19 protein-coding genes are annotated in these 26,077 nt (G+C 63.5%); 11 read left to right on the top strand and 8 right to left on the bottom strand.

Annotated features, from left to right (window positions below; translation table 11 throughout):
- Window positions 1-8 precede the first annotated feature (8 nt).
- Entirely contained in the window at window positions 9-2,030 is a 2,022-nt protein-coding gene (locus DS839_RS04625; RefSeq protein WP_119269105.1) for an amidase, read from the top strand.
- A 2-nt stretch (window positions 2,031-2,032) separates the two neighbouring features.
- On the opposite strand, the gene aat is transcribed toward DS839_RS04625, so the two are convergent.
- The 7 genes from aat to DS839_RS04590 form a co-directional block, all read right to left on the bottom strand.
- Window positions 2,033-2,683, bottom strand: coding sequence for a leucyl/phenylalanyl-tRNA--protein transferase (gene aat, locus DS839_RS04620; RefSeq protein WP_119269104.1), 651 nt, complete (start codon window positions 2,681-2,683; stop codon window positions 2,033-2,035).
- Window positions 2,684-4,027, bottom strand: a complete 1,344-nt coding sequence (accC, locus tag DS839_RS04615; RefSeq protein ID WP_119269103.1) for an acetyl-CoA carboxylase biotin carboxylase subunit — start codon at window positions 4,025-4,027, stop codon at window positions 2,684-2,686.
- A 4-nt stretch (window positions 4,028-4,031) separates the two neighbouring features.
- Window positions 4,032-4,520, bottom strand: coding sequence for an acetyl-CoA carboxylase biotin carboxyl carrier protein (gene accB / locus DS839_RS04610; RefSeq protein WP_119269102.1), 489 nt, complete (start codon window positions 4,518-4,520; stop codon window positions 4,032-4,034).
- Window positions 4,521-4,528: 8 nt separating this feature from the next.
- Complete coding sequence (gene aroQ / locus DS839_RS04605; protein ID WP_119269101.1) at window positions 4,529-4,975, bottom strand: type II 3-dehydroquinate dehydratase; 447 nt, start codon at window positions 4,973-4,975, stop codon at window positions 4,529-4,531.
- A gap of 68 nt (window positions 4,976-5,043) precedes the next feature.
- The gene (locus DS839_RS04600; protein ID WP_119269100.1) at window positions 5,044-5,796 is read right to left on the bottom strand and encodes a DsbA family protein; all 753 of its coding nucleotides are present in this window, start codon (window positions 5,794-5,796) and stop codon (window positions 5,044-5,046) included.
- Between the two features lie 62 nt (window positions 5,797-5,858).
- Complete coding sequence (locus tag DS839_RS04595) at window positions 5,859-7,229, bottom strand: M48 family metalloprotease (protein ID WP_119269099.1); 1,371 nt, start codon at window positions 7,227-7,229, stop codon at window positions 5,859-5,861.
- Window positions 7,230-7,377: 148 nt separating this feature from the next.
- Window positions 7,378-9,921, bottom strand: a complete 2,544-nt coding sequence (locus DS839_RS04590) for a ribonuclease E/G (RefSeq protein WP_119269098.1) — start codon at window positions 9,919-9,921, stop codon at window positions 7,378-7,380.
- A 609-nt stretch (window positions 9,922-10,530) separates the two neighbouring features.
- On the opposite strand from DS839_RS04590, the gene DS839_RS04585 reads away from it, so the two are divergent.
- The 6 genes from DS839_RS04585 to DS839_RS04560 all read left to right on the top strand — a co-directional run bounded on the left by DS839_RS04585 (window position 10,531) and on the right by DS839_RS04560 (window position 20,849).
- Window positions 10,531-11,811, top strand: a complete 1,281-nt coding sequence (locus DS839_RS04585) for an N-acetylmuramoyl-L-alanine amidase (RefSeq protein WP_162918302.1) — start codon at window positions 10,531-10,533, stop codon at window positions 11,809-11,811.
- A 140-nt stretch (window positions 11,812-11,951) separates the two neighbouring features.
- Window positions 11,952-14,432, top strand: coding sequence for a penicillin-binding protein 1A (locus tag DS839_RS04580; protein WP_119269097.1), 2,481 nt, complete (start codon window positions 11,952-11,954; stop codon window positions 14,430-14,432).
- Between the two features lie 36 nt (window positions 14,433-14,468).
- Window positions 14,469-15,600 (top strand): peptide chain release factor 2 gene (prfB, locus tag DS839_RS04575; protein WP_119269096.1). Its coding sequence is split into 2 segments (ribosomal slippage): window positions 14,469-14,537 and window positions 14,539-15,600, totalling 1,131 coding nucleotides; the frame shifts between segments, so codons are not numbered across the junction.
- Window positions 15,601-15,668: 68 nt separating this feature from the next.
- Window positions 15,669-16,682 (top strand): aromatic ring-hydroxylating oxygenase subunit alpha, encoded by a 1,014-nt coding sequence (locus DS839_RS04570; protein ID WP_119269095.1) that lies wholly within the window; start codon window positions 15,669-15,671, stop codon window positions 16,680-16,682.
- 303 nt (window positions 16,683-16,985) lie between these two features.
- Window positions 16,986-20,396: a YhdP family protein gene (locus tag DS839_RS04565; protein ID WP_119269094.1), complete on the top strand. Its 3,411-nt coding sequence runs from the start codon at window positions 16,986-16,988 to the stop codon at window positions 20,394-20,396.
- Window positions 20,397-20,432: 36 nt separating this feature from the next.
- Window positions 20,433-20,849, top strand: coding sequence for a RidA family protein (locus tag DS839_RS04560; RefSeq protein ID WP_119269093.1), 417 nt, complete (start codon window positions 20,433-20,435; stop codon window positions 20,847-20,849).
- Here DS839_RS04560 and tyrS read toward each other — a convergent pair.
- Window positions 20,846-22,099, bottom strand: coding sequence for a tyrosine--tRNA ligase (gene tyrS, locus DS839_RS04555; protein ID WP_119269092.1), 1,254 nt, complete (start codon window positions 22,097-22,099; stop codon window positions 20,846-20,848). The two genes, DS839_RS04560 and tyrS, sit on opposite strands and share 4 nt — an antisense overlap.
- 79 nt (window positions 22,100-22,178) lie before the next feature.
- On the opposite strand from tyrS, the gene DS839_RS04550 reads away from it, so the two are divergent.
- From DS839_RS04550 to DS839_RS04535, 4 genes are all read left to right on the top strand, one after another.
- A complete protein-coding gene (locus DS839_RS04550; RefSeq protein WP_438816496.1) occupies window positions 22,179-23,261 on the top strand; it encodes an anhydro-N-acetylmuramic acid kinase in 1,083 nt (360 codons plus the stop codon).
- Window positions 23,262-23,318: 57 nt separating this feature from the next.
- A complete protein-coding gene (locus DS839_RS04545; RefSeq protein ID WP_119269090.1) occupies window positions 23,319-24,518 on the top strand; it encodes an exo-beta-N-acetylmuramidase NamZ family protein in 1,200 nt (399 codons plus the stop codon).
- A 106-nt stretch (window positions 24,519-24,624) separates the two neighbouring features.
- Window positions 24,625-25,077, top strand: coding sequence for a carboxymuconolactone decarboxylase family protein (locus DS839_RS04540; RefSeq protein ID WP_119269089.1), 453 nt, complete (start codon window positions 24,625-24,627; stop codon window positions 25,075-25,077).
- Window positions 25,078-25,085: 8 nt separating this feature from the next.
- Window positions 25,086-26,018, top strand: coding sequence for a sigma-70 family RNA polymerase sigma factor (locus DS839_RS04535; protein ID WP_368911175.1), 933 nt, complete (start codon window positions 25,086-25,088; stop codon window positions 26,016-26,018).
- Window positions 26,019-26,077 lie beyond the last annotated feature (59 nt).

Here is a 26,077-nt window from a genome sequence, read left to right as displayed (position 1 = left end):
GTGTCCGAGTGAACCAGGCATTCCATCTCGTCGAAGCCTCGATCGCCGAACTGCGCCAGGCCCTCGATAGCGGCATCGTCACCAGCGTCGAGCTGGTGGGCGCCTATTTGCGCCGCATCGCGCATTACGACCGTCACGGCATTGCGCTCAACGCTGTTCCGGTGCTCGATCCTTCGATGTTCGAAATGGCGGCGGCATCCGACAGACGGCGCCGCGCGGGGAAGCTGCTCGGACCTCTGGACGGCATACCTTACACGGCCAAGGACAGCTATCGGGTGAAGGGGCTGACGGTGGCCGCGGGCTCGCCGGCTTTCGAGCATCTCGTCGCCGGCGACCATGCTTTCACGATAGAGCGGCTGCGCGAAGCGGGTGCCGTTCTCATCGGCCTCACCAACATGCCGCCCATGGCCAATGGCGGCATGCAGCGTGGTGTCTATGGCCGGGCCGAAAGCCCCTACAATGGCGACTATCTGACGGCTGCTTTCGCCTCGGGCTCGTCCAACGGCTCAGGGACGGCGACGGCCGCGAGCTTCGCCGCCTTCGGTCTCGGCGAAGAAACATGGTCGTCGGGGCGCGCTCCCGCCTCGAATAACGGCCTCGTCGCCTATACGCCCTCGCGCGGGGTGATCTCGGTGCGCGGCAACTGGCCGTTGGTGCCGACGATGGACGTCGTCGTGCCGCATACGCGCGGCGTCGATGACCTGCTGGAATTGCTCGACGTCATCGTCGCCGACGATGACATCGCCCGCGGCGACTTCTGGCGCGTCCAGCCCTGGGTCGAGATACCGAAAAGCTCGGCACTGCGGCCTAAGAGCTATGTGAAGCTCACCGTCGAGGGCGCCTTGCGTGGAACGCGGCTCGGTGTGCCGCGCATGTATATCGGCCGCGACACTGAAGCGACCGCGCCGATCGAGACGCGGCCGTCGGTCATTGCGCTCTGGGAGAAGGCGGCGCGCCAGCTCGAAGTGCTGGGTGCCGAGGTGATCGAGGTCGATTTTCCCGTGGTCTCGAATTACGAACGCAACCGCCCGGGCGCCCGGTCGATGGTCGACAGGGGGCTCGTGCCGAAGAGCTTCGAGACCCACGAACTGGGCCCGCTTTGCGCCTGGGCGTTTGACGATTTCCTGCGCGCCAATGGTGACCCGGCTTTCCCGGACCTCGCTGGCGTCGATGGCGACAAAATTTTCCCGCAGCCGCCCGGCACGCTTCCTGAACCTATCGAGGCGGGCCTCGGCAACCTGGTCGACCTGGCGAGGCTTGGCTTGCCGCCGGTGGCGGGGATTGCGGATCTGGAAGAGGGTCTCAAGGGGCTCGAGGCGACGCGGCGCATCGATTTCGAGGACTGGATGGAAGCGCTCGGCCTCGATGCCGTCGTGTTGCCTGCCGTCGCCGATGTCGGCAAGGCCGATGCCGATGTGAACGAGGAGTCGGCGCGGCTCGCCTGGCGCAACGGGACCTGGGTCGCCAATGGCAATCTGGTCTGGCGCCATCTCGGCATTCCGACGGTGACGGTGCCGATGGGGATCATGCCCGATATCGGCATGCCGGTCGGCATGACGATCGCCGGCAAGGCCTATGACGACACGCGGCTGCTGTGCTTCGCCGCCGAATTCGACCGGGCCGCCGGGCTTCGCGTCAGGCCGCCGCGCACGCCGGAGCTGCCAGACGATGTTTTCACGGCGCGCCGCTCAGTCGCGGAGAGCGCGAGAGCGGATTTGAAGATCACCATCGAGGCCGAGATGCATGCGGTGGATGCCGTGTTCGACGAGGTGATGGCGCAGGTGGAGGTGAGCTCGGAGGAACCCATCGACATGTCAGGTGCCATCGTGCAGATCCATGTGAACGGAGAGCCTGCCGAAATCCTCGTCCCGGGCCCGTTGTTCAAGGTGCGCAGGGCCGTGGCTTCGGCCGAGCATGCAAGACTGCACAGCGTGTGGCGGAAGCCTTATGGATCAATCATCACCGCCATTGTCCACCTGGCCGACGGACGCACGGCCGGCGCCTTCGCCGTCACCGGCGGCATCATGTGAAGTTATGCGGCCTTGCTCGCCAGCCGCAGCACCGCTTCCGGATCGCGATCGCCCGCGAATTTGAAGAATTCGGCGTCCTGGTCGATCGCGCGTTCGAGCAAAGCGTGATAGTCGACACGGCTGATCGTGCGGGCGCCCATGCTTTCGAGATGCGGCGTGGTAAATTGCGCATCGAGCAGATGGAAGCCGCCGGCCTTCAGGCGCGCCACCAGATGCACGAGCGCCACCTTGCTCGCATCCGTCTCGCGCGAGAACATGCTCTCGCCGAAGAAGGCGGCCCCGATCCGGACCCCATAGAGCCCGCCGACCAGCCGCTCGTCCCGCCAGCACTCGACCGAATGGCAGCAGCCCATCTTGAAGAGCTGGCCATAGAGCGACTTGATGCGCTGGTTGATCCAGGTCGTCTTGCGGTCGTGCTTCTTCTCGGCGCAGGCCGCGATCACGTCCTGAAAGGCGGTATCGATGCGGATGTCGAAGCGGCGCTGGCGCACGCGCTTGCGCAAGGAATGCGAGATATGCAGGCCGTCGAGCGGGAAAATGCCGCGCTCCTCGGGCTCAACCCAGTAGAGCGCATTGTCCTCGGCACTTTCCGCCATCGGGAAAATCCCGGCGGCATAGGCCTTGAGCAGGATCTGCGGGGTGATGGTCGACATTCAGGTACTGTTGATCAGATATTTCTCAAGCCAATGAATGTCATAATGCCCATCGATGATGTCCGGTTCCGCGACCAGGCGCTGGAACAGCGGGATGGTCGTCTCGACGCCTTCGATGACATATTCGTTGAGCACGCGGCGCAGGCGCATCAGGCATTCGGTGCGCGACTTGCCGAAGACGATGAGCTTGCCGATCAGGCTGTCATAATAGGGCGGGATGCGGTAGCCGGCATAGAGTGCCGAATCGATGCGCACGCCAAGGCCCCCCGGCACATGGACATACTCGACCTTTCCGGGCGAGGGCGCGAAGGTCGTCGGATTCTCCGCATTGATGCGGCATTCGATGGCGTGGCCGGAGAAGACGATGTCGCTCTGCTCATATTTGAGCTGGGCGCCCGCGGCGACGCGGATCTGCTCCTGCACGAGATCGAGGCCGGTCAGCATCTCGGTCACCGGGTGCTCGACCTGGAGCCTGGTGTTCATCTCGATGAAATAGAATTCGCCGTTCTCATAGAGGAATTCGACGGTGCCGACGCCTTCATAGCCGAGCTTCTGCATGGCGCGCGCCACGCGCCCGCCGATGGCCTCGCGCTGCGCCGCATTGAGGGCAGGGGAGTGAGCCTCCTCCCAGATCTTCTGATGGCGCCGCTGCAGCGAGCAATCGCGCTCGCCCAGATGCACCGCACGGCCCTGGCCGTCGCCCAGCACCTGGATTTCGATGTGGCGCGGCCTTTCCAGATATTTCTCGAGATAGACATCGCCATTGCCGAAGGCGGCCTTGGCCTCGGCCTGGGCGGTCTGGATGGCATTCTCGAGCTCGGTCTCGGAGCGCGCCACTTTCATGCCGCGCCCGCCGCCGCCCGCCGTCGCCTTGATCAGCACCGGATAACCGATGTCCTTGGCGATGCGCCGCGCCTCGCCCAAGTCGTTGATGCCGCCTTCCGAGCCCGGCACGACCGGAATGCCGAGCTCCTTGGCGGTGCGCTTGGCTTCGATCTTGTCGCCCATGATGCGGATATGGTTGGACGAGGGCCCGATGAACTTGATCTTGTGCTCTTCGAGGATCTCGGCGAAACGGGCGTTCTCCGACAGGAAGCCGTAGCCCGGATGCACGGCCTCGGCGCCGGTGATCTCGCAGGCCGCCACGATGGCGGGAATGTTGAGATAGCTGTCGCGCGCCGGCGGCGGGCCGATGCAGACACTCTCATCGGCAAGCCTGACATGCATGGCTTCTTCGTCCGCCGTCGAATGCACGGCGACGGTGTGGATGCCGAGCTCGCGGCAGGCGCGCATCACGCGCAGGGCGATCTCGCCGCGATTGGCGATGAGGATCTTGTCGAACATCGCGCTACTCTATGAGGACCAGGGCTTCGCCATATTCGACCGGGCTCCCGTTCTGCACATAGATCTGGGTGACCTTGCCGGCGCGAGGGGCCGGGATCTGATTCATCGTCTTCATCGCCTCGATGATGAGGAGCGTCTGGCCGGCCTTAACCTCGGCGCCGACCTCGACGAAATTGGGGGCGCCCGGCTGCGCCGCCCGATAGACGGTGCCGACCATCGGCGATTTGACGGCATCCGCCGGTACGGACGGAGCCGTCGGTTGAGCCGCGGCCGCCGGCGGTGCTGCCGCAGCACCCGCGAGCGCCACCGGGGCGGCGGGGGCCGCCGCATAGACCGTGCCGCCGCGCGAGACCCTGACCCTGACCCCCTTCTGCTCCAGCTCGATCTCGGTGAGCCCCGTCTCGTTGAGGAGGTCGGCCAGGTCCCGGATCAGCCCAAGCTCGGACTTGTCCGATGGCGGCTTGGGGGGCGGCGCTGTCTTCTTCGCGGGCATGATCAGGATTACCCCTTCTTTTTTGTCAGGATCTCGTGGATGGCGTCGATGGCGAGCTCATAGCCTTGCCCGCCGAAGCCGCACAGCACGCCATCGGCAACCGGCGAGACGTAGCTGTGATGACGGAAAGGCTCGCGCTTGTAGATGTTGCTGAGATGGACCTCGATGATCGGGATCTGGGCTACTTTCAGCGCATCGTGGATGGCGATCGAGGTGTGCGTATAGGCGGCAGCATTGAGAATGATTCCGCTGGCGGCGTTGCGGGCTTCCTGGATCCAGGACACGAGCTCGCCCTCGATATTGCTCTGGCGGAATGAGATGTCGAGCCCCAGCGCCTGAGCCTTGCGCCGACAGCGCTCCTCGAGGCCGGCGAGCGTCTCCTTGCCGTAAACATCGGGCTCGCGCAGACCCAACATGTTCAGATTGGGCCCGTTTATGACATAAACAGGTTTCATGAGAGCGCTTATAAGCGGTCAGCCCGGTTTCGGGAAGGAGGAGGGCTCAGCCTATCCTCAGGGTAGCCTCAGCAAAGCTTACACCCGCCATTGTCGCGCACCTGCTTGACGGCCGCGGCAAGCGCGTCAAAGCCGACCGCCCCGGGGATGACGGTCTCGTCGATGATGAAGGCGGGGGTGCCCTGGATCTTGAGAGAATCGGCCAATTGCATGTTGCGGGCGATGACCTGGTTGACCTCGTCCCCCTCCATGTCGGCTTTGAGCTTCTTCACATCGAGGCCGGTGGCTTCGGCGATCTGGTCGGCGACCTGCTCGTCGATCCGGCCCTCATGCGCCATCATGGCGAGGTGATATTCCCAGTATTTGCCCTGCTTGCGCGAAGCCAGCGCGGCGCGCGCGGCATAGACCGATCCCGGGCCCAGAATGGGGAATTCCTTCATCACCACCTTCAGGTCCTTGTCGCCGTCGATCATCTTCATGACATCGGGAAAGGCGCGCTTGCAGTAGCCGCAATTGTAATCGAAGAACTCCACCAGCGTGACCTTGCCTTCGGGATTGCCGCCGACGAGGTCGTCGCTGCTGCGAAAGATTTCCGACGACATGCTCTTGAGCGAGTCGGTGCGGGCCTGATCCTCGGCCATTTGCTGCTTGCGCTCGAGCTCCTGCATCGCATCGCGCACGACTTCCGGATTCTCCATGAGATACTGGCGGATGAAGTCGCCGAGCTCCTTTTTCTGCTCGGGGCTGAATTCGGCCGCCTGGACGGGCAGGACGAAAAGGGCGGCGAAGACGATCAGGCAGGCGCGGATGAGCTTCAGCATCAATGGTCCTTGAGCGAAAAGGAGAGCGGGTCACCATGCACCCTTTTGCGGGGTGGGTCCACTTACTCCCGGTTAACGAAGTTCAAAATGTCGTTAGCGCGCAACCAGTCGGGCGACCCCCGCTTGAGCGTCCGCATGGCGACCTTGGCCTTTTCCTCGGCCAGCTTCTTGTCGCCCCGGTAATAGGCGGCTTCCGCCGTGGCGAGGTCGGCGCGCGGAATGTCGCCAATCTGGCCATAGGCCATGGCCATGAGCTGATAGAGGGCGGGCGTATCGTCCTCGGTCTTGCGCGCCAGCCGGAGCTCGCTCAGCGCGGCTTGCGCATTGGCCCGGTTCTCGGTGCCGAGCAGGGCCTGCGCCAGCATGATGCGGATGAGCCCGCTGTTGGGCAGCATCTTGATCGTCTGGCGCAGCGGCGCCACGGCCTGAGCCGGCTGGCCGCCTTCCAGCAGCGCCTGGCCCTTCAGCTCATGGAAATAGGGATCGCTCGGCAGGTCGCGGATCAAGGTGTCGATCACCTTGACCGCATTGCGCGTGTCGCCGCTGCGGAACATGGCGATGGCGCGCGCATAGCGCCCGGGCAGGCTGGTATCGGATGTCGGATAGCGCTGGAACACCGTCTGCATTGGCTGCAGGAAGCCCACGAGCTTTGCCTGCATCAGCTTGTGACGCATCATGATTTCCGGCTTGTCGGGCGTGTCGAAATATTTGCTCGCCTTGGCCTCGACCTCGAGATTGCGGATGCGGTCGAGGGGCATCGGATGCGACATCACGTAGGGGCTGACATCGCGCAGCGAGGCCATCGACTGGGTGGCGAGCTTCTGGAACAGGGTCAACATGCCCTTGCCGGACTGTCCGGTCGCCGTAAGGAATTTGATCGCGGCCTGGTCGGCCGAGGCCTCCATGGCACGCGCATAGCTCAAGACCAGGCGCTGGGTAAGGCCCTGCGCCCCCATCATGATGCCACCGCCCGCTTGCGCGAGCTCGCCTTCACCGGCCACGGCACCACCGGCAACGGCGGCCGCTCCCAGCAGCATGCCGATGATCGCAATGGTGCTCTTGCGATCGATCTCGTTCTGCATTCGGGCGAGATGGCCGCCGGAAATATGACCGGTTTCATGGGCGAGAACGCCGATCACCTCATTGGGCGTCTTCGCCTGGGTCAGGAGGCCGGTATTGATGAAAATGCGCTGGCCGCCGGCGACGAAAGCGTTAATGCGCGGATCGTTGATGAGATAGACATGCACCGATCCCGGATTGAGCCCCGCCGCCTGGAAGATCGGCTTGGTGTAGAGCCGCATCAGGCTTTCGATCTCGGCATCGCGAATGAGCGACGGACCGCTTCTCTTGGCTTGCGCAAATGCAGGCCCCACGAGCGACGCTATGGCGAAGCTCGTCGCACACACCAAGCCTGTGATGCGCCGCCAAGTCATTCAAAGTCTCTCGGGATCAAATGAGGCGAGTTTGAGGCTCCCCATCCTGTTTCACGGTAAAGTGCGCCGGTTTTGTTGGCGCATGATCGTTTCGGAAAACCGGTGGATGGCCGCCGCGAGGGCGGCCACCCGCTTTTCCGGATCTGCGCTATCCACGCTTGCTCCACCAGCCGGACTTCGTCTGCGCCGGACGCTCGACGACCGTCGGCGCGGGCGGCTGCCACTTGGGGGGCTGATAGGCTTCGGCCGGTGCCGCGGCAGGTTCGGGTTCCGGCTTCGCCACCGGTTTGGCGGGCGGGGCCTCTTCCCGGCGGGCCTCATGACGTTCCTCGCGCTGCGGCGCCTCTTGAGCCACATGTTCGGCGCTCTCGCCATTGCCGCCACGCTCATGGCGGTTGCGATTGCGCCGTCCACGCCCCCATCTGTCGCGGCGACCGCGGCCGCGTTCGCGCTCCGGACGAGCGTCCTGCTCGCCGGTGTCACTCGCGCCGGCTTCCTGCACTTCGGTTTCGTCCTCGCTCACCTCGACGAGCTCGGCCTGCGGTTCGAGCTCCGGCTGGTCGCCTAACCCCGGTATGTTCTCACGCTCGCCGCCATTGAAGGCCTGGTCGCGTTCCTGTCCGCGCCGCCCGCCGCGGCGTCCACGCCGGCGCCGGCGCCGGCGCGACGAATCGCCATTGCCACCCTGTTCGGCCTCGGCGCGCTCGGGCTGGCGCTCTGTGTCCTCGTCCTCCTCGGTCTCTTCGATCGCCTCGGCTTCCGGCTCCTCTTCCCGGTCCTGGAAGGCGGTGTCGATCTTGACCGGCGCCGCGGCGGTCTTGCGCTGCGGGACGGCACGCTCGCCGGCGCGCTCGATCTGCGCCTGCGAACCCTTGATGTCGTCGCTCGGCACGATGAAGATCGAGATGCCGTAGGACGCTTCGAGATCGAGCAGGTGATTGCGCTTCTCGTTGAGCACATAGGCGGCGACGTCGCGGTGGCATTTGACCGTGAGGTTCTCCGACTTGCGGCTGATCAGATGCTCCTCGATGGCGCGCATGACGGAAAGGGCGCATGAGGAGACCGAGCGCACGATGCCGCGGCCCTCGCAATGCGGGCACACGCGGGTCGAACCCTCGAGCAGGCTGGGCCTCAGACGCTGGCGCGACATCTCGAGCAGGCCGAAATGACTGATGCGGCCGACCTGGATGCGGGCGCGGTCGTTCTTCAGCGCTTCCTTGAGGCGGCGCTCGACCGAGCGGTTGTTGCGCTTCTCTTCCATGTCGATGAAGTCGATGACCACGAGGCCGGCCAGGTCGCGCAGGCGCAACTGCCGGGCGATCTCGTCGGACGCCTCGAGATTGGTCTTGAGTGCCGTGTCCTCGATATTGTGCTCGCGCGTCGCTTTGCCCGAGTTGATGTCGATCGAGACTAGCGCTTCGGTCTGGTTGATGACCATGTATCCGCCCGACTGCAGCGTCACGGTCTGCGAGAACAGGCTGTCGAGTTGGGTCTCGATCTGGAAGCGCGAGAACAGCGGGCGCGTATCCTTGTAGGGCTTCACGTTGCGCGCATGGCTCGGCATGAGCATCTTCATGAAGTCCTTCGCCTCGCGATAGGCTTCGTCGCCCTCGACCTGAACCTCGTCGACATCCTTGCTGTAGAGGTCGCGGATCGAGCGCTTGATCAGGCTGCCTTCCTCATAGACGAGGGCGGGGGCGGTGGACGAGAGCGTCAGGTCGCGCACGTTCTCCCACAGGCGCATCAGGTAGTCGAAGTCGCGCTTGATCTCGTTCTTGGTCCGCTGGGCGCCGGCGGTGCGCACGATGAGGCCCATGCCGGTCGGCACCTCGATGTCACGCGTCACTTCCTTGAGGCGGCGCCGATCGGTGGAATCGGTGATCTTGCGCGAGATGCCGCCGCCTCTCGCGGTATTGGGCATCAGCACGCAATAGCGGCCGGCGAGCGAAAGATAGGTGGTGAGTGCCGCGCCCTTGTTGCCGCGCTCTTCCTTGACGACCTGCACCAGGATGACCTGGCGGCGCTTGATGACTTCCTGGATCTTGTAGACGCGCCGTTGCGGACGGCGGCGGCGCTGCGGCACTTCCTCGAGCGCATCCTCGGCGCCGACCGAATCGACCTTCTGCGCCTCGGCGTCCTCTTCGACCGTCTCTATGCCATCGCCGATCTCGGCGGGAAGGCCGTGCTCGACATGGGGGGCGGCGACGGGCTCGGCCTCGCTGGTCTCGGGGCCTGCGGCTCCGGTGCTCGCCTCTGATTCCTCGCCGCCACTTGCTTCAGCCGCGCTTTCGGCATCTTCATCGTTCTGCGCGTCATCATGGTGAGCATCGTCATGCGGCGCCTCGTAATTGTCGCGGCCCTCGTTCCTTGTCGAGTGAACGTCGTCTTCGGCCTGATGGCGGGCGTCTTCCTCTTCCTCGCGCAGGAGCGCCTGCCGGTCGGCTACCGGGATCTGGTAGTAGTCGGGATGGATTTCCGAGAAGGCGAGGAAACCGTGACGGTTGCCGCCGTAATCGACGAAGGCGGCCTGCAGCGACGGCTCGACGCGCGTCACCTTGGCGAGATAGATGTTGCCTTTTAGTTGCTTGCGTGCGGCACTTTCGAAATCGAATTCTTCGATGCGATTGCCGCGAACCACCACGACGCGGGTCTCTTCCGCATGGGTGGCGTCGATGAGCATTTTGCTGCCCATATGTCATTATCCTTTAGAGCGGCGGGCGGCAAGGCAGCTTCTGTCTCGATTCCGGGCAGGAGACGGTGTGAAGGCCAAGGCGCCGGCGCGCGCGTAAGAGGCATGGTTTGCGCAAGGCGCAACCGCGCGCTGTCCGAAGCGGCTGCCCTTGGCGGCCAGTCCGGAGAAATTGTCAGCGTGGGATGATTCATGCCTGTTGTTATCCACATGTCCCGGCCGTGCCGGAACGGTTCAACGCATCTGCCCCGTCATCTGGGTGCCACCCCAAAAGGGCAGTGGGACCGCCCTATTGCGGGCCCGTACTGAAACGCATCCGAAGGGGCTATCGTTAAGATCCCGGAAGCCCGTCCGTTAGCGGAATTCGACGCTTCCTGAGGCCTCGCTCACGGACCCAAAGGTCCAACTCGCCCCCAGGAGGGTTAGTGCCTGTTTAGGCAGACGCGGGCAGTTTGGCAAGCTTAGGTAGATAACCCTGGGGAATATTTCTTAGGCCTTTGGAAACTTTGAGTTAACCACCACCCCGTAGGCTTCGTCCCGATGATTTGGGTCAAACGGGTGATGCCGGCTTTTCCTTATAAAAATTGGGGGTTAGGCGCTCTCTTTATAGTGATGCTGACACTCGCCGCGGCGAATGCGGCGCCGGTGGCCGCGGACGCGAAGCCCGTGACCGCACTTGCCGCCCGGGTGGCGGGCGATGACAGCAAGACCCGTTTTGTCGCCGATCTCAGCCGTCCGGTGAGCTACAGCGTCTATGTCCTGCCCAATCCCTATCGGGTCATGATCGATCTGCCCGACGTCAGCTTCGACCTTCCGCCCAATGCCGGCGGCGAGCCTCTGGGCCTGGTGAGCGCCTATCGCTTCGGTCCCCTGGGCAATGGCCATGCCCGCATCGTGATCGATGCGACGGGGCCGGTCCTCATCGGCAAGTCCTTTCTGGTGAAGCCCGAGGCGGGCCAGCCCGCCCGTCTCGTCGTCGATCTGGTCAAGACCGACGAGAAGACCTTCATGATGGCGCATGCCGCCGACCAGGCGAACCGTTCGCCGCGGCGAGGCGCGCAAGACCTGCCACAGACGGAAGCGAGCGTGGTGGACGACACGACGCAGACCGCGACGATTGCGCCATTGCCACCGCCCAAACCCGGCAGCGAGCCCAATCCGTCCGCGGCCGAACGCGCCATGCCGGCGAAGCGCGCCGACGGCCGCCGCGTCATCGTGATCGATCCGGGCCATGGCGGCGTCGATCCCGGCGCCGTCGGCGTGCGCCGCACCCGCGAGAAGGATGTCGTCCTCGCTTTCAGCCGCGTCCTGCGCGACCGGCTGAAAGAGAACAAGAACTATGAGGTGGTGCTGACGCGCGATAACGACACGTTCCTTTCGCTCAAGCAGCGGGTCGGCGTCGCCCGCAAGAATCAGGCCGACCTGTTCATCGCCGTCCATGCCGACACGGTGCGCGGGAGGTCGGTAAGGGGAGCGACACTCTATACGCTCTCCGACAAGGCCTCAGACGCCGAGGCCGAAGCGCTGGCGCAGAAGGAAAACCGCGCCGACATCATCGGCGGCATGGATCTCGCGACCGAGAATGAGGAAGTCACCGACATATTGATCGAACTCGCCCAGCGCGAGACGAAGAATCACTCGACCTTCTTCGCCAAGAAGGCGACGACGCAGCTTGGGCTCGTCACCCACATGACCGGCAAGCCGATGCGCTCGGCCGGATTCGTGGTCCTGAAGGCGCCCGATGTCCCTTCCGTCCTGCTCGAGCTCGGCTATCTCTCGAGCAAGGCCGACGAAGCCCTTCTGGTGTCGCCCAAGTGGCAGGCAGAGGTCGCGACGGCGATGACGAAAGCCATAGATGCCTATTTCTCGACCGAGATCGCCCAGCGCCAGTAAATAGTTGCGGAAGGTGCCAGAAGCCCGCCACATTTGACTTCTAGGCCTGCCAAAACAGTAATTGGGCAGGCGGCGTGAAGCGTGCTAAAGCGCTGATCCAACGATTGTTCTTGGGGATCTGAGGCTATCTCAGGGGAAACATGCTGAGATTTCTAGGTTGGCTGTTCACGGTGGGATTCATCGCCTTTCTGGGCGTTGCCGCCGGCGTGAGTTATGTGATCTGGGACATGTCCCAGGGCCTGCCGGACTATAAGCAGCTTGCCCAATATGAGCCCCCGGTGATGACCAGGGTGCACGCCGCCGACGGTACGCTGGTCGCCGAATATGCCGAGCAGCGCCGTCTCTTCGTGCCGATCAACGATATCCCGAAAAAGCTCATCCAGGCTTTCATCTCAGCGGAAGATAAGACTTTCTATCAGCATCAGGGCCTGGACTGGCCGGGCCTCGCGGCAGCGGGCTTGCGCTATATCGAGGTCAAGGCGACGGGCAAGGGGCAGATCGTCGGCGCCTCCACCATCACCCAGCAAGTGACCAAGAACTTCCTTCTCACCAACGAGCGTTCCGTCGAGCGCAAGGTGAAGGAAGCGATCCTGGCGCATCGCATCGAGCAAGCCTTCAACAAGGACCAGATTCTCGAGCTCTATCTCAACGAGATTTTCCTCGGCCTGAACTCCTATGGCGTGGCCGCCGCCTCGCTCAATTATTTCGGCAAGTCGCTGAACGATCTCTCGCTCGAGGAGATCGCCTATCTCGCGGCTCTGCCCAAGGGCCCCAACAACTATCACCCGTTCAAGCAGACTAAGCGCGCCGTCGAGCGGCGCAACTGGGTGCTGAACGAGATGTATGACAACGGCTACATCACCAAGGCCGAGCGCGATGCGGCGCAAGGCCAGCCGCTCGAGGTCAATCCGCGCCCCTTCGGCGCCAGACTCTTCGCCGCTGAATCCTTCGCCGAGGAAGCGCGCCGCGAGCTTGCCCAGATCTATGGCGAGAAGAAGCTGATGACCGGCGGTTTGTCGGTGCGCACCACGCTCGAGCCCAAGCTGCAGATCTATGCCCGCCAGGCGCTCGCCCGCGGCCTCATCACCTTCGACCGCAAGCGCGGCTTCCGCGGTCCGGTCAAGAATGTCGCGATCGATGGTGACTGGGGCGAGACCATTGCCAAGATCGAGGTCCCCTCGGATCTCGATCCGTGGCGGCTCGCGGTCGTGCTCGAAGTGGGCGAGGCGGGCGCCAAGATCGGCCTGCAGCCTCAGACACTCTCGACCGGAGTCGCCAGGGACCGTGAAACCGGCACCATTCCCGTCGCCCTGATGACCTGGGCGCGCAAATATATCGACGGCAGCAAGCTTGGGCCCGAGATCAAGACAGCGACGGACGTGCTCTCGGTGGGCGATGTCGTCTATGTGGCGCCCGACAGCACGGCGGGCCAGTTCCATCTGGCCCAGGTCCCCGATGTCGAAGGGGCGCTCGTCGCCATGGATCCGCATACGGGCCGCGTTTTGTCCCTGGTCGGCGGCTTCTCCTATGGCAGGAGCCAGTTCAATCGCGCCGTGCAGGCGTTGCGCCAGCCGGGCTCCTCCTTCAAGCCCTTCGTCTACGCCGCCGCTCTCGACAATGGCTACACGCCATCATCGGTCATTCTCGATGCGCCGATCGAGTTCAAGATGTCGAACGGCGAAATCTGGCGGCCGCGCAACTATCAGCGCAAATATTACGGTCCTTCGACGCTGCGCCGCGGCATCGAGCAGTCGCGCAACGTGATGACGGTGCGCCTCGCCAACGATCTCGGCATGAGCAAGATCAGCGATCTCGCCCAGCGGGTCGGCATCTATGATCGGGTTCCGAACCAGCTGTCCTACGCGCTGGGGGCAGGCGAGACGACGCTGCTCAAGATGACGACCGCCTACAGCATCATCGCCAATGGCGGCAAGAAGATCGAGCCGACGCTGATCGACCGGGTGCAGGACCGCTATGGCAAGACCATCTACCGGCACGATAAGCGCGAATGCAATCAATGCGGCAATCAGGCTTGGCAGGAGCAGGCCGAGCCCGAATTGTTCGACATTCGCCCCGAGGTGATGAACCCCTATACCGCCTATCAGATCACCTCGATGCTGGAAGGCGTCGTCGAGCGCGGCACCGGCAAGAAGCTCAGGCTCGTCGGCAAGCCGGTTGCCGGCAAGACCGGCACGTCCAATGACGAGCGCGACGCCTGGTTCATCGGCTACACGCCCGATCTGACCGTCGGCGTCTATATCGGCTATGACAATCCCAAGCCCATGGGCAAGGGCCGCACCGGCGGCGAGTTGGCGGCGCCCGTGGTCACCGATTTCATGCGCATGGCGCTGCGCGACAAGCCGGCGACGCCGTTCCGGGTGCCGAAGGGCATCGAGCTCATCCCGATCAATGTGAAAAGTGGCCAGCGCGATCTCTTCGGCGATGACGGCGTCATTCTCGAGGCCTTCAAGCCCGGCGAGGAGCCGCCGTCGAGGACCAAGGTGATCGGCGACCAAGTGGCGACCTCGGGCGCGCCGATGTCCGGTGGAACCCAGGCGCCGCCCGAAAGCGAAGCGGTGATCGAAGGTGGGTTGACGACCGGCACCGGCGGCCTTTATTGAGCCCGCTCAAACGGATCAACTTGTTAGAATAACGTCATGCGCGCCGAAATCATCAATCTCGTCGATGAGATGAAGCAGTCCATAGGACTGCTGAGGAGGCATCTTTGACTGGGATAACGCCCAGAAGAAGCTCGCCGAGCTGAATGCCAGGGCCGAGGACCCGGCTCTGTGGAACGATCCCCAGGTGGCGCAGGACGTCATGCGCAAGCGCCAGGATCTCGAAAGCCGGATCAAGCTGGTGCGCCGCCTCGAGCAGACGATCGAGGACAATACCGGCCTGATCGAGCTCGGCGAGGCCGAGAACGACTTGGGCATAGTCAAGGATGCCGAGAAGGCGCTCATCGGCCTCAAGGATGAGGTCGGCAAGCACGAGATCGAGACGCTGCTCTCGGGCGAGGCCGATCAGAACGACACCTTCCTGCAAGTGAATGCCGGCGCCGGCGGCACCGAGAGCCAGGACTGGGCCAACATGCTCTTGCGCATGTATATTCGCTGGGCCGAGCAGCATGATTACAAGGTCGACGTCCTCGACGAGCATGCAGGCGAGGAGGCCGGCATCAAGTCGGCCACCCTCCAGGTCAAGGGCCACAATGCCTATGGCTGGCTCAAGACCGAATCGGGCGTGCACCGCCTGGTGCGCATCTCGCCCTATGATTCGAATGCCCGCCGCCACACGTCTTTCGCCTCGATCTGGGTCTATCCGGTCATCGACGACTCGATCGACATCAAGGTCAATGAAAGCGACTGCCGCATCGACACCTATCGCGCCTCGGGCGCCGGCGGCCAGCATGTCAACACGACCGACTCGGCGGTGCGCATCACCCATATACCGACCGGCATCGTCGTCGCCTGCCAGAGCGAGCGCTCGCAGCACAAGAACCGGGCGACCGCCTGGAAGATGCTGAAAGCCAGGCTCTATGAGATGGAACTGCAGAAGCAGCAGGAAAAGATCGACGCCGCCAATGCCAAGAAGACCGATATCGGCTGGGGGCACCAGATCAGGTCCTATGTGCTGCAGCCTTATCAGCTGGTGAAGGATCTGCGCACCGGCACGACCAGCACCAATCCGGGCGCCGTGCTCGATGGCGACCTCGACGAGTTCATGGCCGCTTCGCTCGCGCAACGCGTGCATGGCGGCGGACCGGCGCAGGTGGACGATATCGATTGATCGCTTGAGGCCTTTTCAACCGGCGGAATAATGGGTTAGCCTGCCAGAATACTAATCAGGCAGGTGTCATGCTCAATCTCGATCCGCGTTATTATATCGACCCCTCGATCTACGACCGTGAGCGCACGGAACTCTTTGCCAGGACGTGGCAATTACTCGGACCGGTCTCGCAGGTGAAGGAGCGGGGCGAATATTGCGCGGTCGAGATCGCCGGCCACAAGGTCTTCGCCATCAGGGGCAAGGACGGCAAGCTGCGCGGTTTCCGCAATCTCTGCCGGCACAGGGGCGCCCGCCTCCTCGAGGAGGGCAATGGCCGCTGCCCGACCATCCGCTGTCCCTATCATCAATGGGTATGGGCCGATGACGGCCGTCTCATGAATGTGCCGTGGTTCGGCGAGGACGCGGATTTCAAGCTCACCGACTGGCGGCTGGCGGAGATCCCGGTCGCCGAATGGCGGGGTCTCCTGTTCATCGCCATAGATCCCCAGGTGACGCTCGAGCAGCAATTGGCCGATGTCGTCGGCGAGCTCGCCGAAGAGCCGATCGAGAGCTACACGCCGCTCAGGCGCGAGCGCATGGTGTTCGACTCCAATTGGAAGATCTATACGGACAACTTCGTCGAGGGCTATCACATACCGGGCATCCACCCGCAGTTCTTCGCGGCCATCGATTTCGAGCAGTTCAAGACCACCGCCCATGACGGCTTGATCCGCATGACGGCGCCGCCGCGCGACGGCTTGTTCTATCGCGGCAAGTGGCTGTGGATGTGGCCGAACTGGACCCTGTCGCTGTTCGACGGCGGGATGAATACATCCAGGATCAACCCCTTGGGTCCCGACCGCACCGAGCTCATCTATCATTTCTATTTCGCCGATACGTCCGAGGCGAAGGCCAAAGAGCGCGACGACCTGATCGCCCGCAATCTCGCCATCGTGCGCGAGGACTTCGAAATATGCCTCGAGACCCACAAGAACTATGCCTCGGGCGCCTATTCGCCGGGCCCCTTGTCGCCCCGGCATGAGGCGGGCGTCGCCTATTTCCAGGACCGCATCCGGCACAGTCTCGGCCTGTCGCAGATGTGATCGGTATGAGCAAAGAGGGCCTTGATTAATCGAGAGAATCCTCGAAACTGCCCAGGGTTGAGATAAGTATGGGGGAGGGCCGCGCAATTGCGACCTGCCATTGTTTGGCCGTCATTGATGGGCTTATCTCGCCAGACGCCGTGGTGCTGGCCGCCGGAACCGGCAGGCATTGGCGGGTGGGGAATGTTCCGGAGCGGTCATTAAGCCGTCCGGAGGGGGCAGGCCCTGATGGTTTATTGGGCGGCGCAAGCCGTCGACGTGTGACGGTGCATTAGGCGAAATCTTCAGTCGGGGCTGCGCAGTTTGCGGCGATTTTGGAAAACGGCGGCGCTGGTACTCCTGTCCCTGACGGCGATCATTGTCGTCGCGGGCGGTGCGCTCTTCATCAAGCTGATGACGGGACCGGTCTCGCTCGACTTCATGCGCGACCGCATCCAATCCGGGATCAACTCCAATCTGGGGGGCCTCAGGGTCAGGCTCGAAGGCGTGCTCGTCGAGCGCGATGCCAATACCGGCATGCCGCATTTCCGCCTGCGCAATGTCGAGCTCACCGATCCGCGGGGCGAGGTCATCGCCCGGGCCCCCAAGGCGGCGATCGGCGTCGACGGCAGCGAGCTGATGAGCGGCACGGTTGTGCCGAAGCAGATCGAGCTGATCGGTCCACGTATCGTGGTCAGGCGCACCCTCGGCGGCGGCTTCAAGCTCGGCTTCGACGAGCATCAGGCAGCTGACGGCCCCAAGAATGATGCCGGCAAATCCAACCAGGAAACCAGCCTGCAGCAGATTCCGCCGGAGACTCAGGGGGCGACCGTCATCGATTTCCTGAGCGGCAACATGCCGGGCGCCGAGCGGGCGACCGCCACCATCGCCAGCCTCGACAGCATTCTGGTGAGCGATGCCGTCATCCAGCTGGTGGATGAGATCAACGCCACCAGCTTCAACATCCCCAAGGCCAGCCTTGCGTTCAAGCGCATGCCTTATGGCTTCACGCTGTTCTCCGAGGCGTCGATCGCCTCGGGCGGTGAGCCCTGGCGCGCCGAGGTTTCGGCGAGCTATCGGCGGGAAGGCAAGTCATTCGCGGTCTCCGCCCGAGTCAACGATCTGGTGCCGGCGAACATCGCCGATGAGATTTTTGCGCTCTCCAAGCTCGCCCAGGTCAAGCTGCCGCTCTCGGGCCATATCGAGATGGAGGTCAGCGAGGACGCCGACATACTGAGCGGCTCGGCCGAATTCACCGCCGCCGCCGGCGAAGTCGGCCTGCCGGGCTTCATCGCCGAGCCGATCGCCGTCGATGAGGGGCTGCTGCGGCTCGATTTCGATCCCAAGAGCGGCGGCATGGTCATCAGCAATTCGACCTTGCTCATCGGCGGCACGCCGGCGCAGATCTCAGGCCGCATCACCCCGATCCGTGAGGCCGACCGGCGCCTCGATGCGCTCAAGATCGAGATCAACGCCCGCAATCTGAGCCTCGATCCGAGCGCCAATTTCGACCACGAGATCGCCATCGATCGGGTGGATTTCTCTGGGCTCGCCTCGGTGCGGGAAGCGCGTTTCGACGTCGAGGATGCGGTGATCATGGCCGGCAATGCCGGCATCAGGCTGCGCGGCAGCTTCACCGGTGGCGAGCGGTCGGTGGGCATCAGGCTCGCGGGGCGCCTGCGCGACGTATCGGCGCCGATCCTCAAGCGCTTGTGGCCGCCGGTCGTCGCTCAGAATACACGCGACTGGGTCAACACGAACATTCTCGCCGGCCGCGTCACCGACGGTGAGTTCTCGATCAATCTTCCGGTCGACGCCTTGGCCCAGGGACTCGACAACAAGCTCATCCCGGATGCGGCCATCTCGGCCCGTTTCGGTCTCGAAGGCGTCACCACGACCTATTTCGGGGGCCTGCCGCCGATCAGCGAAGCCTCGGGCGAGGGCACGCTGGGCGGCGACACATTCGCGCTCCGTCTCGACAAGGGCAAGGTCAAGGTACCTTCCGGCAAGACGGTCGATCTCGCCAAGGGCACGCTCAAGATGACCTCGCTGCTGGCGCCGATGACGCCGGTCGATATTCATCTCGAAGGCAAAGGCACCGTCCCGGCCTTCATCGAATATCTCGACCTCGACCCCCTGAATCTCGTGAGCAAGAGCGGCAGCAAGGCACGGGCCATGACCGGCGATGCCACCGTGGCGATGGACCTGCATCTGCCGCTCATGCAGGTCGTGGCGCGCGACGACGTCAAAGTGTCAGCCGTGGCCCGGATCCGCGACGCCGACCTCAAGGGCGCACTCGACGGCATCGATCTCAGCGACGGCACGATCGTGCTCAATATCACCGAAGACAAGTTCAGGGCGGAAGGGACGGCCAAGCTCAATGGCATCGCCGCCAAAGTCACCTGGTGGCGCGATGGCGGCGCGGAAAGCCCGCAGAACGCCATCATCGAGACCGAGCTCGACGCCAAGGAGCGCGCGGCAGTCGGCGCCAGGGTCGACGACTTCCTCGACGGACCGGTGAAGGTCAAGGTCAGCCTGCAGGATCTTCGCGATGAGATGGGCAAGATCAAGGTCGAGGCCGACCTATCCAAGGCGCAGCTTCGCCTGGCCGCCATAGACTGGTGGCGTCCGCCGTCTCCCAAGACGACGGCGAGCTTCGACTATTTGCCAGGCGAGAGCAAAGGCGGGCGCATCGACAACCTCACCATCAAGGGCGATGGCCTTCTGCTCAAGGGGCAGATCAGCGTGGACAAGAGCGGCAACCTGTCGGAAGCGAAGTTCCCGACCATTGTCCTCGACGATGACAACCGTTTCGGTGTCCGGGTTGGGCGCGGCGCGGACGGAACGAATGTCTCGATCAATGGCGCAAGCTTCGATGCGCGGCCGCTGATCCGCTCGCTGTTCGCCAACCGTGCCGATAGCGAGTCCAAAGCGAAAGGCGTCTTGATCGTCGATGCGCTCGTCGACAAGGTCTATGCGCATAGGGGCGAGGTCGTGAACGGGGTGGCCGGGAGTTTCGTGCTGCGCGACGGCTATGTCGAGCGCGCCGCTCTGAGCGGGACTTTCGTCAGCGGCCAGCCGATCACCATCCGCATCAATCCCGCCGAGGATGGCGGGCGTGATCTGCGCATCGCCGGCCGCGATGCGGGCTCAGCACTCAGGGCCGCCAATCTCTATTCCAAGGTCGCCGGCGGCCAGATCGATTTCAACGCCAGGCTCGGCTCGGGCGCCGATGCGTCGGTGCGCAATGGCCGCCTCACTTTGCGCGATTTCGAGGTGCGCGACGAGGCAGCCTTGGCCGAGCTCGATCAGAAGGGCAAGCCGAAGAAGACCGGCCCGCGCAAGGGCGGCGTGGTGTTTTCGCGGCTCACCTTACCCTTCACCAGCGATACGCGTTTCATCCGCATCGGCGATACGCTGGTCAAGGGGCCGGAGCTCGGCGCCACGGCGCAAGGCCTGATCCGCAAGACGGATGGCGCCATCGACATCGACGGCACGATCATTCCCGCCTATGCGCTCAATGCGGCGATCGGCGAAGTGCCCATCCTGGGCGACATCCTCACCGGCGGCAAAGGCGAGGGCATCTTCGGCCTCACTTATGCCGTGGGAGGCACGATGTCCCGGCCGCGCTTCCAGGTGAATCCGGTCTCGGCCATTGCACCCGGAATCCTGCGCAAGTTCTTCGAATATGGCACCAGCAACGGTCCCGTCAGGCCGCGGGGCCGGAACAACTGACGCTCGCGCCGGTCGCCGCGGTCTTGGAGATCGAAGATGGCTGACAGCTTCAATCCGCCTGATATCTGGCAACCCTTCGGTGCGTTCTCGATGATGAAGATCGAGGGCGCAGGTCAAATTGTCCATCTCAAGGGTCAGGTCGCTCTCGACAAAGCTGGTGAGATCGTCGGCCGCAATGACATGCGCGCGCAATTGCGCAAGGTGCTGGAAAATATAGGGGCGGCCCTCGCTTCGGTCGGCGGAACCATGGCCGACATCATATCGCTGACGCATTATGCGACCGACATCGATGCTTTCATGGCGGCCGGAGATATCCGCAAGGAGTTCTTTGCCGCGCCCTTTCCGATCACCACCACCGTGGAAATCAGCCGACTCTATCATCCCGATCTGGTGATCGAGATCATGGCCATTGCCGAGATACCGCGCGACCGCTTCAAGCGGCCATACGACTAAGACGCTTTCAGCAGCACGTGTTTCTTGCGACCCATCGACAGCTTGATGACGCCGTCGGAATTGAGCGAAGCTTCGGTGAGCTGCAGCTTGTCATCGCTCACGGCGGCATCATTGACGCGCACGGCGCCGCCTTGGATCTGCCGGCGGGCATCGCCATTGGACAAGGCCAGCCCCGCCATCACGAGCGCCTTGAGCAGGCCCAGGCCGCCGCGGAAATCGGCCGCCGGCACATCGATCGTCGGGAGGCCTTCGGCGGCGAGACCTTCCTCGAAGGTGCGGCGTGCCGTCTCGGCCGCCTCGGCCGCCGCTTCGCGGCCATGGAGGAGGGTGGTGGCTTCCGTCGCCAGCGTCTTCTTGGCGTCGTTGATCTCGGCTCCGCCGAGGCTCGCCAACCGGTCGATCTCGGCGAGCGGCAGCGTGGTGAAGAGCTTGAGGAAGCGGACCACGTCGGCATCCTCGGTATTGCGCCAGAACTGCCAGTATTCGTAAGGGCTGCGCATGTCGGCATTGAGCCAGACCGCGCCCGCCGCGGTCTTGCCCATCTTGGCGCCGGAGGCGAGCGTGATCAGCGGTGTCGTCAGCGCATAGAGCTGATGCGTGCCCATGCGCCGGCCGAGATCGACGCCGGTGACGATATTGCCCCACTGGTCGGAGCCGCCCATTTGCAGGTTGGTGCCGTAGCGCCGCGCGAGCTCGGTGAAATCATAGGCCTGCAGGATCATGTAGTTGAATTCGATGAACGACATTTCTTGCTCGCGCTCGAGCCTGAGCTTCACCGAATCCATCGTCAGCATGCGGTTGATCGAGAAATGCCGGCCGATGTCGCGCAGCATGTCGATGTAATTGAGCCTGGTCAGCCATTCGGCGTTGTCGACCATGATGGCGTCCTGAGGCGCGTTTCCGAATTTCAGGAACTTGGCGAAAACGCTTTGGATGCCGCGCTTGTTGTCCTCGATCTCCTCGACCGAGAGCAGCTTGCGGCTCTCGTCGCGCCCGGTCGGATCGCCGACCCTGGTGGTGCCGCCGCCCATGAGCGCGATGGCCTTCTGGCCGGTTGCTTGCGCCCAGTAGAGCAGCATGATCTGGACGAGCGAGCCCACATGCAGCGAACGTGCGGTGCAGTCGAAGCCGATATAGGCGTTGACCTCGTTCTTGGCCGCGAGCCGGTCCAATCCGTCGTAATCGGAACATTGGTGGATGTAGCCGCGGGCGGAAAGCGTGTTAAGGAATTCGGACGAAAACTTGCTCATGAACGGGCCTGGATTTAGCGAAAGCGGGCTCTTACCACGGGAAAAGCGTGTGTCAAAACTCTACACCGCCTTGGGGCTGATGTCGGGGACATCGCTCGACGGCATCGACATCGCCCTCATCAAGACGGATGGCGAGGACACGGTGAAGCGCGGCCCCTCGCGCACCTATCGTTACGTCCCGGAGCAGCGTGCCATCCTCAAGGATGCCTTGAAGGATGCGCTGGCGATCAAAGAGCGGCGCGAGCGGCCCGGCAGCCTCGCCGAGGTCGAATGGTCGCTCACCGAGTGGCACGCCTTGGCGGTTGAATCCTTTTGCCAGGATTTCGGCCTAACCAGCGCGGATATCGACGTAATCGGCTTCCACGGCCAGACGGTCATCCATCGACCGGAGCGCCGTCTGACGGTCCAATTGGGCGATGGTCCGCTGCTGGCGCGGCGGCTCAACATCCGGGTGGTGCATGATTTGCGGGCCGACGATATCGCCACGGGCGGGCAGGGGGCGCCGCTTGTGCCGGTCTATCATCGGGCGCTGGCGCAGAGCCTGGAAGTGCTGCCGCTGGCTTTCCTCAATATCGGCGGGGTCAGCAATGTCACCTGGGTCGGTGCCCATGGCGAGCTCCTCGCTTTCGATACCGGCCCCGGCAACGCGCTCATCGACGACTGGGCGCTCAAGATGACGGGCAATCCTGTCGACACCAACGGCCGTCTCGCCTTTTCGGGGCGCGTGAACGAGGCCGTGCTGGCGCAGTTCCTGGGCGTTCCCTTCTTCGAGGAGAAGCCGCCCAAGTCGCTCGACCGCAATAGTTTCGCCGGTCTCGACCTTACAGGCCTGGGCCCGGCCGACGGTGCCGCGACCTTGACCGCCTTCACTGCGCGCTCGGTTGCCATGTCACGCGCCTGGTTCCCGGCCGATCCCAAATGCTGGGTGATCTGCGGCGGCGGTCGCAAGAACCCGGCCTTGATGGCGGCCTTGCGCTTGAGCCTGGGGCTTGGCCCGGAAGCCGTCATCCCTGCCGAAGCGGCAGGCTTCAACGGCGATTCCATGGAGGCCGAGGCCTGGGCCTATCTTGCGGTGAGGAGCCTGAAGCAGCTGCCGATCACCTTTCCGGGAACGACCGACGCGCCTGAGCCGATGACCGGGGGTGTTCTGGCGGAAGCTTAGATTTTCGGCCGGCGTGTCTATTGCTTTGCACCTGAGCTTGCCCCAGCGTGTCGAATCATGAAATTCGGAATCGACCGGCTCATCGCCGAACCAAAATTGCGGGCACCTCTCAAGGGCCGCCGCGTGGCGCTGCTTGCGCATCCGGCCTCCGTCACGCGCGACCTGACGCACTCGCTCGATGCGCTCGGCGCATGCAATGACGTGAAGCTCACCGCCGCCTTCGGCCCGCAGCACGGTCTGCGCGGCGACAAGCAGGACAACATGGTCGAGTCGCCGGACCACCGCGATCCGGTCCACGACATTCCGGTCTTCAGCCTCTACGGCGAGGTGCGCAAACCGACGGATGCGTCGATGGACACATTCGACGTGTTGCTTGTCGATCTGCAGGATCTGGGCTGCCGCATCTATACGTTCATCACCACGCTCAGGAATTGCCTGGAGATGGCGGCGAAGCACAAGAAATCGGTGTGGGTGCTCGATCGCCCAAACCCGGTCGGACGACCCGTTGAAGGTCTGACCCTCCGCGCCGGCTGGGAGAGCTTCGTCGGCTCGGGCCCGATGCCGATGCGGCATGGGCTCACGCTCGGCGAGCTCGGCCTGTGGTTCGTGCGGCACTTCAAGTTCGATGTCGATTATCAGATCATCGAGATGGAAGGTTGGCAGCCCGACGCAGCGCCCGGTTTCGGCTGGGAGATCGGCGAGCGCGACTGGGTAAATCCCAGTCCCAACGCGCCTAATCTGTGGATGGCGCGCGCCTATCCCGGCACGGTGATGCTCGAAGGCACGACGCTGTCCGAGGGACGCGGAACGACGCGGCCTCTCGAGCTGTTCGGCGCGCCCGACATCGACGCGCGCCGCCTTGTCGCCGAGATGCAGGAACTGATGCCGCATTGGCTCGCGGGCTGCACGCTGCGCGATGTCTGGTTCGAGCCGACCTTCCACAAACATGTCGGCAAGCTCTGCAACGGCGTGCAGATCCACACCGAAGGCCCGGGCTACGATCACCAGGCGTTCAAGCCATGGCGCATCCAGACGCTCGCGTTCAAGACGATCCGACGCCTCTATCCGGATTATCCGCTATGGCGCGATTTTCCCTACGAATACGAAAGCCGGCTCGCCATCGACATCATAAACGGCAGCCCGCTCCTGAAAGAGTGGGTCGACGACAAGGCCGCAACACCGCACGATCTTGACGCGCTCACCAAACCCGACGAACAAGCGTGGCTCGTCGAGCGGCAACCCTATCTGCGCTACTGAGACGCCTCAGATATCCTAACGGAAGCCTGAAGATTTTTCGGCCGGCATGTCACAGAGGCCGCCGCCATCTCGTCTTGTGGGTGACAACCCTAAAAGGACGACCCCCATGAGACTGGCACAAAAAGCAATCGATCAGGACCTGTTTCAGGCCGTACTGAACCTCGAGACGAAGGTCCGTGCGAGCGGCATCGACAAGAAGCTCTATTTACTTGTCAAAGCACGCGCCTCCCAGGTCAACAACTGCGCCTTCTGCATCGACATGCACATGAAAGAATTGCGCGCCCATGGCGAGAGCGAGGAGCGGCTGTTCCTCTTGAGTGCCTGGCGTGAGGCGCCGCACTTCTTTACGGCCAAGGAGAGGGCAGCGCTTGCCTGGACAGAGACCGTGACGCTGCTTGCCGACACGCATGTGCCCGATGCGGAATGGGACGCGGTGCGTGAGGAATTCAGTGAGGAAGAGGTGGCCAGGCTTACTTTCGCCATCAGCACCATCAATGTCTGGAACCGGATCTCGGTTTCGTTCCGCACGCCTCCCGGAACCAAGCCGCCTGGCGTATGATGGCGGTCATGGCGGAAACGGATTTCGAGCTTTATCGGAAATATCTGGCGGGCATCGCCTATCGCATGCTGGGCTCTTATGCCGAGGCCGAGGACGTCGTCCAGGAAGCTTACTTGCGCTGGCACAAGATCGACCGCAGCACGGTCGTCGACCCCAGGAGCTTCCTGACGCGGATCACGACCAGGCTCTGCCTCGACATCCTCAAATCGGCGCGCATGCGGCGCGAGACCTATGTCGGCCAGTGGCTGCCCGAGCCCTTGATCGAAGGTCTTGTCGATGAAAGCTCGCCGGAAGAGGAGCTAGCGGGCGATCTCTCAGTGGCCATGATGCTGGCGCTGGAGCGGCTCTCGCCGCTCGAGCGCGCGGCTTTCCTGCTGCACGATATCTTCGAGATGGGGTTTCCGGCGGTCGCCGAGACGATCGGGCGCAGCGAGGAAAGCGCCCGGCAGCTCGCGGCGCGGGCGCGCAAGAATCTGCGCAGCAGCCGCCCGCGCTACAAGGTGAACGAAGAGGAGGAGAGCGCCATCACCCAGGCGTTCTTCACCGCCTCGCGCACCGGCGACGTCGCCGGCCTGTCAAAACTTCTCGCCGACGATGTCATCTTCCATGCCGATGGCGGCGGCAAGCGGGCGGCGGCCACCAATATCCTCGAGGGTATCGCGCGCGTGGTTCAGTTCGTTGCCGGCTACGGGCAGAAGCTCTTCCCGCTCTATGGCCTCCCGCCGGTACGCTTCACCCGCGTCAACAACATGCCGGGCTTTGCCACGATCGAGACCGACGGGCTTCCGCAGACCATGTCGTTCGCGATCGAGGATGGCAAGATCACCGCCATCTATGTGATGCGCAACCCCGACAAGCTGAAGCACATCACGGCTGAATGGGTCAAACAGGGCGAACCACCCTCGCCCCCAACGGGGGAGAGGGAGGGGCCCATTGCGTAGCAATGGGAGGGTGAGGGGGAACGGACGGAGATGACTTGCACTCTATCGACGCATTGCTC

It is taken from the genome of Taklimakanibacter deserti, assembly GCA_003574785.1.
The sequence above is the reverse complement of the archived record's forward strand: the minus strand, read 5'-3'. Positions and strand labels throughout refer to the sequence as shown.